Origin of the sequence: Vibrio sp. 10N.261.51.C6, from assembly GCF_041471785.1 — a bacterium.
GTDB classification, from domain to species: domain Bacteria; phylum Pseudomonadota; class Gammaproteobacteria; order Enterobacterales; family Vibrionaceae; genus Vibrio; species Vibrio crassostreae_C.
The window spans coordinates 63,823-77,152 of record NZ_JBFRPB010000022.1 but is presented as its reverse complement, the minus strand read 5'-3'; the positions used below and the strand labels follow the sequence as shown (position 1 = coordinate 77,152).

The window sequence follows — 13,330 nt, the reverse complement described above, 5'->3', positions numbered from 1 at the left end:
GGATTTAACATGTCAGGTTTTCAACAACACACCGGATTAGTCGTTCCTCTAGATACGGCCAACATCGATACTGATGCGATCATTCCAAAGCAGTTTCTACAGAAAGTAAACCGCATCGGTTTTGGTAAGCACTTGTTCCACGATTGGCGCTTCCTAGACGATGCAGGCCAACAGCCAAACCCTGATTTTGTAATGAACGAAGCTCGCTACCAAGGCGCTTCAATTCTTTTAGCTCGTGAAAACTTCGGTTGTGGTTCATCTCGTGAACACGCACCGTGGGCGCTTGCCGATTACGGTATCCAAGTAATGATCGCACCAAGCTTTGCCGACATTTTCTACGGTAACTCGATCAACAACCAAATGGTGCCAGTTCGATTGACTGAGCAAGAAGTGGATGAGCTATTCCAATTCGTTGAAGCGAATGAAGGTGCAGAAATTACGGTTGATCTAGAAGCAATGAAAGTCAGCGCGAACGGCAAAGAGTACTCGTTTGAAATTGATGAGTTCCGTCGTCACTGCTTACTGAATGGTTTAGATAATATCGGCCTTACACTTCAACATGCCGATAAGATCTCAGAGTTTGAAGCTAAGATTCCTAGCTTCCTAAAATAATGAGACGTTTCTGAATAAATCTAAAGGTTGGCCAAGTGCCAACCTTTTTTATTTGGCTAAGCTTTTAACTTAACTTCATATGTTTATTTAAATGAAGAGCAATGAAAGAAAATGGTAAGCCTTAAGGTCTTAGTAGTCAGTCATCAGGAGAATGCCATGAAACAACTACTTTTTATTGTCAGCCTACTTTTCTCAACCTTAGCTTGGTCTGCGCCTAAATCCGATCTTTGGCCATACTGGAAGCAAAGCGACGAAACCAACCTAGAACAGGTATCTCATCAAGATTGGCAGCAATTCCTCGATAGCTACTTGGTTAAACAGGGGCAAAATACGTTAGTTAGCTATAAAGCGGTGAACACTGCCGATAAGACCAAACTTAAGCAATACATCAAGCAACTCGAACAGGTGAATCCGCTCAACTATTCAAAAGCGGAGCAGTATGCCTACTGGGTTAATCTATATAACGCCGTGACTGTCGATTTGATTCTTGATGCCTACCCGATCAAATCCATAACTAAACTTGGCGGACTATTTAGTTTCGGTCCGTGGGGAGATGATGTGGTAGTCGTTAATGGGAAATCACTGACACTCAATGACATTGAACACCGAATCCTAAGACCAATTTGGCAAGATCCTCGCACGCATTATGCAGTGAACTGTGCCAGCCTAGGTTGCCCTAACTTACAACCTGACGCTTTTACCTCTAAAAATACTGAAGCCTTGCTAGAGCAAGCTGCAACTGAGTTTGTAAGCAGTGACAAAGGCGTGATGGTTACAAACAATAAGCTTCAACTATCATCGATTTACGAATGGTTTGCTGTGGATTTTGGTACGAAGAAACAGCTTATTCAGCACTTAGAACAATATCGAATTGAAGCAGTAACCAATACTCAAAACATCAGTTATGAATACGATTGGTCGCTCAACCAAGCAAACTAGCTCTAAGGCTAAAGTTGATCACTAAAGTAAAAAAGAGGCGAGAGGTTTTTATTAACCTCTAGCCTCTTCTCAATTCTTTGACCGTATTTCTACAATTAAAAGCTTGAGCCCGGTTGCTGCAAGAACTCAATCTCTTCGGGAGTCGAAGCTCGCCCTAACACCTCATTACGGTGCGGATAGCGACCAAATCGCTCAATGATAACCTTGTGCTTAAACTCAAAGTCCAGATTATGCTCTAATCCCGTTTGAGAAAAGAGTTCCACGGCTTGTTCATGGACTAACAAAGATTCACTGTGCATATAAGGCATATACAGGAAGCTTTTCTGTTGCTCGTTAAGCTGGTGATCAAAACCACCCGCTACCGCCTCTTGGGCTAGAGCCAACGCCATCGGTTCAGCAGAAAATGCTGTCGGACTTTTTCTACCAATATTTCGAGAAAACTGATCAAGTACGATAATCTCAGCCAATCGTCCTTGCGCAGTTTGGCGCCACTCAAATAGCTCGCCTTGAATGGCTGCTTTATGCAATTCAGAAAATCGAGACTCTATCAAAGTGTCAATCTCGGCGCCGCCAGTAAACCAATCTTTAGGCGTCAACTCATCGAACCAAAACTCTAGAACATCCTGATACGTTACCGTCATATAATTCCCTTTAATAAAAAACCGAGTAACTTTGTTATTACTCGGTTTAGTGTTCAATTACTTAAAACCTTTTACTTTCTTTATCAGGTCATAAGCATTCTGAATTTCTTGCGATTTCTCTTTCGCAACATTCATCATCTCAGGCGGTAAGCCCTTCGCCATCAGTTTATCTGGGTGATGTTCATTCATCAGCTTGCGGTAGGCTTTCTTCACCTCTTTACCGTCAGCACTTTCACTCACACCAAGAACCTTATATGCGTCGCCAAGTTGGTTCTGTTGCGAAGCCTGTTGCCAACCTGATGATTGCCCATGACCCTGATGGCCACCAAAGCTTCCACCTTGCTGTTGGAAACGGAACGCAGCTTCTTGCATCTGCAAGCGGCGTTCTAGTTGTGCTGCCGAAAACCCAAGCCCTTGCGCTATTTTATGCAGAACTTGACGTTCACTCGGGTGCAAACTTCCATCCGCAAATGCGGCAGATACCTGAAGCTCTAGAAAGAACTGCAGAAGATCAAAACGACCACCCGATGAGATTTTAACTCGCTCAAGTACGTCGTTCAGAGGGAAGTCGCTCTCTTTGCCGTCACGGAATGCATCTTGCGCTGCTTTACGCTGTTCGCCATGCAGGTTCATACGCTCCATCATGGTAGAAGCGAGTTGAATCTCTTCTGGCGTTACCTGCCCTTTCGCTTTAGCAACGTGCCCCATAACCGCAAAAGCGGATTTAAAAAACTCGTTCTGTCTTTCTGCTTGGCTTGGACCTCGACCAAAACCAGAGCTATTGAAGCCTGATTGGTTCAATCCGCGAGCTTTATCGAATTGGTGTCCTAAAAACAGACCAAAAACTAAACCGAGTGGCCCTCCAAATAAAAAGCCAAAAAACGCGCCCAAAATTTTGCCAAATATTTGCATTATGTGTTCTCTATCTATGAATTTTATCTGAGTAATGCTGTCTGATGATGCTGAATGCTATTATTTCCTTTATCATAAGGAAAATGCTTTATTAATTGGATTGATACTAGATCAACCCTTCATCTAGTGACACAGGATAGTTCAACTTCATGCAATCTTTTTCCCGCACCTTGTTAGCCGCGTCTATAAGTACGGCGTTATACGTGTCGACAACTCAAGCTGAAACAATCACCGATAGTAGTGTGCAGGAAATGCCCTCTATAGATCAATGCTTGATCGAGCCCGCTGCAGAAAACGAGACACAGCTACCCGCTCATGTTGAGTCAGATCGCTTAGAAGCTATCAATGGTGACAAGGCAATATATTCAGGTGACGTAGTCGTTACGCAAGGGAACAAGACCATCGTTGCCGATAACGTAACCCTGCACCAACAAGAAAATATCGTTGTAGCTGAAGGCAACGTAAACTTTAGTGATGGTCAAATCAAATCTATCTCAGACAGAGCGACCAATAATCTGACTACAGATGAAATGACGCTTGAGAACACCGATTACGAATTCCTTTGCGAGCCCGGTCGCGGAGATGCTGTTTATATAGCAAAAACAGGTAAAGCGGTTTATGAGATTGAAGATGGCTCCATTACCTCTTGCCCTATCGGCGATAATGCTTGGCGCCTAAGAGCATCGAGCATCAGTGTCGACCAAGACGAAGAACAAGCCACTTTTTATAATCCACGTTTTGAAATTCAAAGTGTTCCGGTGTTTTACCTACCGTACTTAACTGTTCCTATTGGTGATACTCGTAAAACCGGCTTCTTATACCCAACAGTTTCATACGGTTCAAGCGATGGTTTTGAAGCTGAAATCCCAGTTTATTGGAACTTAGCACCAAACTACGACTTGGAAACCACCTTCAAGTACATGCAAGAACGTGGCACTCAACTTAATAGTAAATTCCGTTACTTAACTGATTTTGGTTCAGGTAGCATTGAGTCAGAGTACCTCCCCGATGACAAAAAGTTCGAAGACAAAGGTGATCGTTGGGGCGCTCAGCTACAGCACTCAGGTATATTCCAGCAATCGTGGTTGTTTGAAGTCGACTACTCGAAAGTCAGTGATATCGACTATTTCACAGACGTTAGTGGAAGTAGTATTGGTAATCGTGAAGATGGCCAACTATTACAAGAAGGAAAAGCTACCTACCGTTCTCAAAACTGGGATGCGTCTGTACTTGTACGAGATTTCCAAGTTCTTACTACGAGCAACAATCTACCTTATCGTCTGATGCCACAACTCGAGTACAATTACTATGCTCCTGAGGTGATGGAGTATTTAGACTTCGACATGATCAGTCATGTTTCACTCTTTGATACCGACGCTTCAGGTAAACCTTCTGCGACTCGTGTTCATGTTGAGCCTGGTATCACCATCCCTCTAGGCAATACTTGGGGCACATGGACAACAGAAGCTCGACTACTTGGTACTTACTATCAACAAGACCTTGACGGCGTTGATACAGGTGCGGGTTCTGATTATGAAGGCTTAGAAGAATCGGTAAGCCGAGTTATTCCAGAGTTTAGAAGCCACGCAGGTATCGTCCTAGAACGCGACACCACTATTGTTGGCAACTATACTCAAACACTCGAACCGCAAGTCCAGTATCTTTACGTGCCAGAAGAAGATCAAAGCGATATTGGTCTTTATGATACTACGCTGTTACAAACCGATTACTACGGCCTATTTAGAAGCCGTAAATACAGTGGTGTAGACCGTATCGCATCTGCGAATCAAATTAGTTATGGTGCATCGTCTCGTTTCTTCGATGATGAGTATAAAGAGCGTTTGAATATTTCTTTTGGTCAGATTTTTTATATCGATAAAGATACAAAACAGACTTTAGACAACGACGACTCTAATAAGAAAACTAATTATTCGTCTTGGGCTATTGAAATGGATTTCAACTATGATGACTATCTGTTCTACCATGGTGGCGTGCAATACGACATCGATTCCACTGCGATGCAACTTGCCAACAGCACATTAGAATATCGCTTCGCAGGCGGTTACATACAAACCAACTACCGCTATGTAACAGAAGAGTACATAAATGAAACTGTAGATTTTGACGTATCATCAATTACGAGGGATGGTATCTCACAAGCAGGTCTACTCGGAGCCTACCAAATTTCGCCAAAGTGGAATACCAGTGCTCAATATTTCTATGACTTAACCACACAAGAAGATCTAGAGTGGTTAGCTCGTTTAAACTACAAATCGGATTGTTGGTACATCGGCTTTACTTATAGTAACCGTTTGACAAACAACATTAGTAATCCAAATACTACGCCTGAATATGAAAATAACTTCAGCGTTAACTTCGGTATTGTAGGCTTTGGTACCAACATTGGTTCTGACTCTGGAGCCGTTGGGGATAGCAGCTCTGACAACTCTCTAAGCTATGGTCGCCCATTCTTCTTAAACAACTAATTTTCTTTATTGATAAAACGTCAGTAAATTTAAAGGATTACACATGACATTGTGGAAACGCACATTAATTGCTATCGCAGCGACTTGTACTTTATCAACAAGCTTTGCAGCGCCAGTCGAGCTAGACAGCGTAAAAGTTATCGTTAACGAAGGCGTTATCTTACAAAGCGACATCGATGCCTCGATGAAGACGCTGCGCGCAAACGCTAAGAAAAGCGGGCAAACATTGCCATCGCAAGATGTGCTCAATGAGCAAGTACTAGAAAAACTGATCATCGATACTATTCAAACTCAAGAAGCAGAACGTATCGGTGTTCGTATTGATGATGCTCGACTTGATCAAGCAATTGAAGGTATCGCTAAAGACAACAACCAAACGGTAGAACAACTTACCGCATCGGTTGCTGAAGAAGGCCTTAGCTACAATGCATTTCGAGAGCAAGTAAGAAAAGAAATTGCGGCAAGTGAGGCTCGCAATGCTCTAGTTCGCCGTCGTATTAACATCCTTCCTGCAGAGGTCGATAACCTAGCGGATATCTTAGCGCAAGAGACTAACGCAACCGTTCAATACAAGATTGGACACATTCAACTTCGCTTCAATGATGACCAAACCAAAGAAGAGCTAGAAGCCCAAGCTAAAGAACTTGTCGAAGAACTGAACTCAGGCAAAGATTTCAGCACCATGGCATATACTTACTCTAAGGGTCCTAAAGCGCTGCAAGGTGGTGATTGGGGTTGGATGCGTAAAGAAGAAATGCCAACCATTTTTGCTGACCAGATCAAAATGCAAAATAAAGGCAGCATCATCGGTCCTTTCCGTAGCGGTGTAGGTTTCCACATTCTAAAAATTGAAGATGTGAAAGGCTTAGAAACCGTAGCAGTAACGGAAGTGAATGCTCGTCATATCTTGATTAAGCCAACCGTAATCTTGAGTGACGATGGCGCGAAAGAACAACTTGAAAAGATCACGCGCCGCGTAAACGCAGGTGAAGCGAGCTTTGGCGACCTTGCACAGCAATACAGCCAAGATCCAGGTTCTGCAGTACAAGATGGTGAGCTAGGCTACCAAACACCAGATTTGTATGTACCAGAATTCAAACACCAAGTAGAAACGCTACCAGAAGGCAAAATCAGTGCGCCATTCAAAACCGTACACGGTTGGCACATTGTTGAAGTACTAGACCGTCGCGAAGTCGACCGTACCGATTCAGCTTTGAAAAACAAAGCTTACCAAATTCTATTTAACCGTAAATTCAACGAAGAAGCTGGTGCTTGGCTACAAGAAGTAAGAGCAAGTGCCTTTGTTGAGATGGTTGAGGACGACCAAGATGACAACAACTAAACGTATTGTCATAACCGCAGGTGAACCAGCAGGGATAGGCCCAGATTTAACTTTGGCTCTATCTCAAGAAAGTTGGCCTCATCAACTCGTGGTTTGTGCTGATAAAACACTGCTATCCGAGCGAGCTAAAATTCTTGGTATCGAAGTCGATCTTCTGGACTACGATGCAAATGCAGCTAATCAACCGCAACGCGCTGGCACACTGGTAGTGAAACACGTTCCACTTGCTAAAACGGCAGTTGCAGGTCAACTCAATGAGGCTAATGGTCATTACGTATTAAATACTTTAGAAACCGCAGCAATTGGCTGTATGAATGATGAATTTGATGCTATTGTCACCGGCCCCGTTCACAAGGGTGTAATTAACCGAGCTGGCGTTGCTTTTAGCGGCCATACCGAGTTCTTTGCAGAGAAGTCCAATACACCACTGGTGGTGATGATGTTGGCAACTGAAGGGCTGCGTGTTGCGCTAGTAACAACGCACATCCCACTAGCTTATGTATCTCAAGCTGTGACCGAAGACAGATTAGAGCAAATTATTGCTATTCTAAATAAAGACTTGGTTGAAAAATTTGCTATTGAGAAACCAACTATCTATGTGTGTGGCTTGAATCCACATGCTGGTGAAGATGGTTGTTTAGGGCGTGAAGAGATTGAAACTATCACCCCGACGCTAGAAAAAATTCGCCAAAAAGATGGCATCAATTTAGTTGGCCCATTGCCAGCAGACACCATCTTTAATGAAAAATATTTGCAAGATGCAGATGCTGTTTTAGGTATGTATCACGACCAAGTACTCCCGGTATTGAAATACAAAGGGTTTGGTCGCTCAGTGAACATCACGCTTGGCTTACCGTTTATTCGCACATCAGTCGACCACGGTACCGCCTTAGACTTGGCAGGGAAAGGCCAAGCCGATACAGGGAGCTTTAGAACAGCGCTCACGCACGCCATTGAATTAGTAGAGAAAAAGCAATGAGAAATGATGTCCACTTAGGGCACAAAGCGCGTAAACGTTTTGGTCAAAACTTCCTTAACGATCCATACATTATTGATGGCATCGTATCGAGTATTAACCCACTACCAGGTCAAAACTTGGTAGAGATCGGTCCTGGTTTAGGCGCAATTACTGAGCCTGTGGGTAAGCTTGTCGATAAATTTACTGTTATCGAATTGGATAGAGACCTTGCAGAACGTCTTCGTAACCATCCAGATCTTGCGGACAAGCTAACGATCCGTGAAGGCGATGCGATGAAGTTCGATTTCCAAGAACTGGTTAAGCCAAACAATAAGCTACGCATCTTTGGTAACTTGCCATATAACATCTCTACACCATTGATGTTCCACCTTTTTGAATTCCATAAAGACGTGCAAGACATGCACTTTATGCTTCAAAAAGAAGTGGTTAACCGTCTAGCTGCTGGCCCTGGCAGTAAAGCTTACGGTCGTCTTACTGTAATGGCTCAATACTACTGTAAAGTAACGCCTGTGTTAGAAGTTCCACCAACGGCCTTCGTTCCGCCACCGAAAGTAGACTCAGCAGTCGTGCGCCTACAGCCATACGAAGTGCTGCCTTATCCGGCAAAAGATCTGAAATGGCTAGATCGCGTCTGTCGTGAAGGCTTTAACCAACGTCGTAAAACAGTTCGTAACTGCTACAAGAGCTTAATCGATAAGGAAGTGCTTGAAGAGCTAGGTATCAACCCAAGCATGCGTCCTGAGAACTTAACGCTCGAGCAGTTTGTCGACATGGCAAACTGGTTGTACGACAGTCATAACGCTGACAAATAAATAAAAAAGGCTCCTACACTTCGGTTAGGAGCCTTTTTTATGTAATACTTTAATTACATTAAGTATATCAACAACAAAAGGTGCGAATATGGATATATCTACGCCTTGTATCAGATGCCAGGTTCACTCTAAGTACATAGAAGAACAATCTGAGCCAACGAAGAATCGTTATGTCTTCGCCTACATTATTACCATCAAAAATCTAAGTAAAACAACGGTGCAACTTATGTCTCGCCGCTGGTTAATTACAGACTCTAACGGCAAGCAGCTCACCATTGAGGGTGATGGTGTAGTTGGTCAACAACCCGTGATTGAAGCCAACGACGAGTACACCTACACAAGTGGTACGGTCATCGAAACCCCTGTTGGCGTTATGCAAGGTCACTATGTGATGACCGATAACAAGGGCATTGATTTTATTACCGAAGTTGACCCATTCAGACTCGCAATCCCTAATATTCTTAATTAGCCGTACATCCGTATCTATAGGAAATTATTGTGTCGAATTATATTGTCGGAGACATCCAAGGGTGCTTCGACGAACTTCAATTACTGCTTGAAACCATCAACTTTGATAAACACCAAGATACTTTATGGGTCGCTGGAGACTTAGTTGCTCGAGGCCCTAAATCATTGGAGACGTTACGCTTTATTCGTAACCTTGGTGACGCAGCTAAGGTTGTATTAGGCAACCACGACTTACATCTTCTGGCGGTGTCCTTAGGGCTATTTCCAGCGAAACCAAAAGATAAGACTCAAGCGATTCTTGATGCTGAAGATCGTGAACTGCTAATCGAATGGTTAAGACAACAGCCTTTGCTTCAAGAACACCCAGAGTTCGTGATGTGCCATGCGGGTATCTCACCGCAGTGGAATCTAGAAAGAGCACGTGTTGAAAATCGAGAGATCGTATCCTTGTTAAAGTCCGATAAATGGCAATGGCTAATCGAAAACATGTACAGCAACGCGCCTGATTTATGGCATCAGGATTTACATGATATTGAGCGCTATCGCTATGCGATCAATAGCCTGACAAGAATGCGTTTCTGTTTTGAAGATGGCCGTCTCGACATGGCATGTAAGCTACCACCGAATGAGATTACCGATGAACCATTAGTGCCATGGTTTGACCTTCCGCAACGCATAAAGCTCGATAAAACCGTTGTTTTTGGACACTGGGCTGCGCTTGAAGGCTATAACGGAAAAGACGTAATTGGACTTGATACTGGATGCGTCTGGGGAGGTGAATTGACAATTCTTCGCTGGGAAGATAAACAGTTTTTCACTCAGAAAGCTCTAACTATAGTTTAATATAGGGCCTGTTTTATATTTCAATAAATCAAGCCCTACTAAAAATTATCGCTCTAATATAACAAAGTGCATATCAAATCGGTTCTTAGCATCATGAGTGTAATATTCATCATACTCACAAGTCCAACCTTCACTTCCCCAGCTAGGAAAGCGAGTATCACCTTCAATTTCCGCTTCAATAAATGTTAGATATAGTTTATTTGCTATAGGAAGGTAAGATTCATATATAGAACCGCCACCTATAACCATTACCTCTTCAACGTCTCCAACAGCTTTTAGAGCTTCCTCTGTAGATGTAACTGTCGTTACCCCATCGATGGATAACTCAGGATCACGACTTATAACTATATTCTGTCTTCCAGGAAGAGGGCGACCTATAGAATCATAAGTTCTACGCCCCATAATTACTGGTTTTCCTAGAGTGTGTTTTTTAAACCAAGCAAAATCAGCAGGTAAGTGCCATGGCATGGCATTCTCTTTACCAATAATTCTGTCACCAGCTTCAGGTAAATAAAAACCATTTTCCTTGTCAATTTTCCCACCATGAGCCATAGCTGCAATTAAGCTAATTTTCACAACTCTATACCTCTGTAATTTCTGAGACACAGATTATACCGATTTCCCTCATAGGGTAAATCATTATGCGATTATACTATCGGTCTTCTTCTATAAAAGAGTAGCCCAGGCACCGCCAAGCCAACCGCCAGTCCAGCGATAATGAACATCGATTTTAAAAAGTTCTCCATCAACATTGCCAACAACTCAGGCGTGTAGCCTGCCCTGTTAATCTCCACCATCGCAATCATCGCCTTGAAGGCAAACACACCTGGCACCATAGGAATTAGCGCTGCAACCGTAAACACCTTCGGATGTGCTAACAGTTTATGTGACCAATGAACCCCTATCATACCAACCACGGTTGCGGCGAAGAACGTCGCCCATTCGATGGGAATACCAAAGTGCATCATCAGATACCGGCTACCATGACCGATAGAACCACCGAGTGCACAATAAATTAAAGCACGTTGCGGAACGTTAAACACCAATGCAAACCCAACCGCAGGAATAGCGGCGAAAAACATATCGTTGAGCAGACCTAAAAACAGTTCGAAAATACTCATTAGCTTGCCCACCCCCAAACATCTGATAGACTCATCGCCGCGACAATGCCCAAGCTCGTCGCCAGAGTTAATAAGCTGGCCATGGTAAAGCGCGCTAACCCCATATTAATATGGCCTTTAAGCATATCAGCGACGGAGTTAATCAGAGGAAAACCAGGTACTAACATTAATACAGATGAAGCCATCACGATCGTGGGTTGGCCGCCAATATTGTAAAGTACGGCTTGAGCTGAAATGGTCGTGGTAACGAATGCTGTGATAGCAAAGTTTAATAGCGGATTGAAATGGCGGTGCCCAATCTCTTGCCTGACGATCATACCGCAAGCTGAAGCAATAAAAGTCATCATGAAGACTTGCCAGTCTCCGCCCGCAAGGTGGCTAAAAGAGGCGCACGACAACCCTATCATCACAACCACTAACCAACGGTTGTAGCGCTCGGGGCTGATGTTTTGAATCTTTTTATACGCCAAATCATAATCGAGAATTCCCTTCTCCATCATGATGCAAATGCGTTGAATGTCGGTGATAACCTGCATGTTAATGCCACGATCAGCACAACTTCGAGTAGTGGTAATACAGTGATCATCCATTACGGTAGTTACAACAAGCGCATTGGCTGACAGTGCGACTTCAACCTCATTCACCCCACAAGCAATACCGATGCGACGCATGATATCGCCGACCAGTGTGCTCTCTGCCCCGTGCGCCAATAACATTTGTCCTGATTGAGCGACGAGTCTTGAGATCGCTCTTTGCTTTGATGCCATGATTTCCTTCCCATAGGCGTTAATTATCTAAAGATAAATTTTGCATAAAAAACAGTAAGACGTCATGATTTAGATACAAAAAAACCGCAATTTTCATTGCGGTTTAATAAAACTATCAGTGTACTTGTAAGAAGCGACCGATGCGTTATGAGAAACTAAGAGGATTAGTCACGAACATAGATAACATGGCCGTCATCCTCTTCGTCATCCCAATCGTCCCAATCGTCGTCATCTTCAGTAACGACATTCTTACCGCTCATCGCATCTTTATGGTAGTCATCCCACATAAAGTCTACTTTTTCTTCTTCTTCAACTTCTACAACTTCACGAGGTAGGTTTTCCATAAACTCACCTAGTTTGAAGCAAAGGTCTTTGGTGCCGATTTTATTCACAGCAGAGATCTTGAAGTACTCGCCTTCCCAGCCCAAAGCATCGATGATTTCTTGAATCTTTTCGTCTGCTTCGTCTTCTGGCATTAGGTCAACTTTATTGAACACTAACCAGCGAGGTTTTTGTGAAACTTTTTCACTGTATTGCTCAAGCTCATCGATGATCGTTAGTGCATTCTGAATAGGATCAGATTGATCGATCGGCATAATGTCGATCATATGCAGAAGAACACGACAACGCTCAAGGTGCTTAAGGAATCGGATACCAAGGCCAGCGCCATCAGCTGCGCCTTCGATTAGTCCTGGGATATCGGCAACAACGAAGCTCTTTTCAGGGACAACACTTACCACACCCAAGCTTGGGATCAAAGTAGTGAACGGGTAATCAGCCACTTTTGGTTTCGCAGCAGATACTGAACGAATAAAAGTAGATTTACCTGCGTTTGGTAGGCCAAGCATACCAACGTCAGCTAATAGAAGAAGCTCTAAACGCAGTTCACGAACTTCGCCTTTAGTACCCATTGTCTTTTGACGAGGAGCGCGGTTAACAGACGATTTAAAACGTGTGTTACCAAGACCGTGCCAACCACCTTTACCAACCATTACTTTCTTGCCGTGTTCAGCAACTTCAGCAACGATTTCGTTGGTGTGGATATCAACTGCACGCGTACCAACTGGTACTTTCAGCGTAATGTCTTTACCACGTTTACCAGTACAGTTACCGCCGCGACCATTCTCGCCACGCTCTGCATTGTAAAAACGTTGGAAACGGTAATCGATCAGTGTGTTTAAGTTCTCATCCGCTTGGATGTAAACATCACCGCCGTCACCACCGTCGCCGCCATCAGGACCACCTTTAGCGACGAATTTTTCGCGCCAAAAGCTAACTGTACCATTACCGCCATCACCGGCTTCTATTTTTACTACCGCTTCATCAACGAATTTCATTTTTTAACTCCGCACTTACGTTGCGTTACCACTCATCAAGGAGTGATATAAATTCTAGCAGATCCGTGTTT

General features: G+C 43.5%; 14 protein-coding genes. 8 read left to right on the top strand and 6 right to left on the bottom strand.

Annotated elements, in window-relative coordinates; genetic code table 11:
- The first annotated feature begins 9 nt into the window (after positions 1–9).
- Positions 10–612 carry a 3-isopropylmalate dehydratase small subunit gene (gene leuD, locus AB4375_RS06625; protein WP_017062937.1) on the top strand — a complete coding sequence of 201 codons (603 nt, stop codon included), beginning with the start codon at positions 10–12 and terminating at the stop codon, positions 610–612.
- A 156-nt stretch (positions 613–768) separates the two neighbouring features.
- A complete protein-coding gene (locus AB4375_RS06620) occupies positions 769–1,551 on the top strand; it encodes a DUF547 domain-containing protein (RefSeq protein ID WP_017061387.1) in 783 nt (260 codons plus the stop codon).
- Between the two features lie 95 nt (positions 1,552–1,646).
- Here the strand turns inward: AB4375_RS06620 and AB4375_RS06615 are convergent, their stop codons facing one another.
- Complete coding sequence (locus AB4375_RS06615; RefSeq protein WP_372051231.1) at positions 1,647–2,192, bottom strand: DUF924 family protein; 546 nt, start codon at positions 2,190–2,192, stop codon at positions 1,647–1,649.
- Between the two features lie 57 nt (positions 2,193–2,249).
- Positions 2,250–3,104, bottom strand: coding sequence for a co-chaperone DjlA (gene djlA / locus AB4375_RS06610; protein ID WP_017061385.1), 855 nt, complete (start codon positions 3,102–3,104; stop codon positions 2,250–2,252).
- Between the two features lie 149 nt (positions 3,105–3,253).
- Here djlA and lptD point away from each other — a divergent pair, with 149 nt between their 5' ends.
- From lptD to AB4375_RS06580, 6 genes are all read left to right on the top strand, one after another.
- Entirely contained in the window at positions 3,254–5,590 is a 2,337-nt protein-coding gene (gene lptD / locus AB4375_RS06605) for an LPS assembly protein LptD (protein WP_032546258.1), read from the top strand.
- Between the two features lie 43 nt (positions 5,591–5,633).
- Complete coding sequence (gene surA / locus AB4375_RS06600; protein ID WP_136982213.1) at positions 5,634–6,932, top strand: peptidylprolyl isomerase SurA; 1,299 nt, start codon at positions 5,634–5,636, stop codon at positions 6,930–6,932.
- Positions 6,919–7,911, top strand: coding sequence for a 4-hydroxythreonine-4-phosphate dehydrogenase PdxA (gene pdxA / locus AB4375_RS06595; RefSeq protein ID WP_372051230.1), 993 nt, complete (start codon positions 6,919–6,921; stop codon positions 7,909–7,911). The genes surA and pdxA overlap by 14 nt, the downstream gene beginning before the upstream one ends.
- Positions 7,908–8,723, top strand: coding sequence for a 16S rRNA (adenine(1518)-N(6)/adenine(1519)-N(6))-dimethyltransferase RsmA (gene rsmA / locus AB4375_RS06590; RefSeq protein ID WP_017062942.1), 816 nt, complete (start codon positions 7,908–7,910; stop codon positions 8,721–8,723). The genes pdxA and rsmA overlap by 4 nt, the downstream gene beginning before the upstream one ends.
- Before the next feature lie 88 nt (positions 8,724–8,811).
- Positions 8,812–9,192: a Co2+/Mg2+ efflux protein ApaG gene (apaG, locus tag AB4375_RS06585; RefSeq protein ID WP_372051229.1), complete on the top strand. Its 381-nt coding sequence runs from the start codon at positions 8,812–8,814 to the stop codon at positions 9,190–9,192.
- 29 nt (positions 9,193–9,221) lie between these two features.
- Positions 9,222–10,034 (top strand): symmetrical bis(5'-nucleosyl)-tetraphosphatase, encoded by an 813-nt coding sequence (locus AB4375_RS06580; protein WP_372051228.1) that lies wholly within the window; start codon positions 9,222–9,224, stop codon positions 10,032–10,034.
- 45 nt (positions 10,035–10,079) lie between these two features.
- Here the strand turns inward: AB4375_RS06580 and folA are convergent, their stop codons facing one another.
- The 4 genes from folA to cgtA all read right to left on the bottom strand — a co-directional run bounded on the left by folA (position 10,080) and on the right by cgtA (position 13,259).
- Entirely contained in the window at positions 10,080–10,610 is a 531-nt protein-coding gene (folA, locus tag AB4375_RS06575) for a type 3 dihydrofolate reductase (RefSeq protein WP_372051227.1), read from the bottom strand.
- A gap of 71 nt (positions 10,611–10,681) precedes the next feature.
- A complete protein-coding gene (locus AB4375_RS06570; protein WP_017062945.1) occupies positions 10,682–11,155 on the bottom strand; it encodes a threonine/serine exporter family protein in 474 nt (157 codons plus the stop codon).
- Positions 11,155–11,922, bottom strand: coding sequence for a threonine/serine exporter ThrE family protein (locus tag AB4375_RS06565; protein WP_017061378.1), 768 nt, complete (start codon positions 11,920–11,922; stop codon positions 11,155–11,157). The genes AB4375_RS06570 and AB4375_RS06565 overlap by 1 nt, the downstream gene beginning before the upstream one ends.
- 164 nt (positions 11,923–12,086) lie before the next feature.
- Positions 12,087–13,259: an Obg family GTPase CgtA gene (cgtA, locus tag AB4375_RS06560; protein WP_017061377.1), complete on the bottom strand. Its 1,173-nt coding sequence runs from the start codon at positions 13,257–13,259 to the stop codon at positions 12,087–12,089.
- Between the last annotated feature and the right edge of the window lie 71 nt (positions 13,260–13,330).

Excerpts from the sequence above, each read along its gene's own strand:
- leuD (WP_017062937.1), top strand. The coding sequence starts at position 10 with ATGTCAGGTTTTCAACAACACACCGGATTAGTCGTTCCTCTAGATACG.
- AB4375_RS06620 (WP_017061387.1), top strand. The coding sequence starts at position 769 with ATGAAACAACTACTTTTTATTGTCAGCCTACTTTTCTCAACCTTAGCT.
- AB4375_RS06615 (WP_372051231.1), bottom strand. The coding sequence starts at position 2,192 with ATGACGGTAACGTATCAGGATGTTCTAGAGTTTTGGTTCGATGAGTTG.
- djlA (WP_017061385.1), bottom strand. The coding sequence starts at position 3,104 with ATGCAAATATTTGGCAAAATTTTGGGCGCGTTTTTTGGCTTTTTATTT.
- lptD (WP_032546258.1), top strand. The coding sequence starts at position 3,254 with ATGCAATCTTTTTCCCGCACCTTGTTAGCCGCGTCTATAAGTACGGCG.
- surA (WP_136982213.1), top strand. The coding sequence starts at position 5,634 with ATGACATTGTGGAAACGCACATTAATTGCTATCGCAGCGACTTGTACT.
- pdxA (WP_372051230.1), top strand. The coding sequence starts at position 6,919 with ATGACAACAACTAAACGTATTGTCATAACCGCAGGTGAACCAGCAGGG.
- rsmA (WP_017062942.1), top strand. The coding sequence starts at position 7,908 with ATGAGAAATGATGTCCACTTAGGGCACAAAGCGCGTAAACGTTTTGGT.
- apaG (WP_372051229.1), top strand. The coding sequence starts at position 8,812 with ATGGATATATCTACGCCTTGTATCAGATGCCAGGTTCACTCTAAGTAC.
- AB4375_RS06570 (WP_017062945.1), bottom strand. The coding sequence starts at position 11,155 with ATGAGTATTTTCGAACTGTTTTTAGGTCTGCTCAACGATATGTTTTTC.
- AB4375_RS06565 (WP_017061378.1), bottom strand. The coding sequence starts at position 11,922 with ATGGCATCAAAGCAAAGAGCGATCTCAAGACTCGTCGCTCAATCAGGA.
- cgtA (WP_017061377.1), bottom strand. The coding sequence starts at position 13,259 with ATGAAATTCGTTGATGAAGCGGTAGTAAAAATAGAAGCCGGTGATGGC.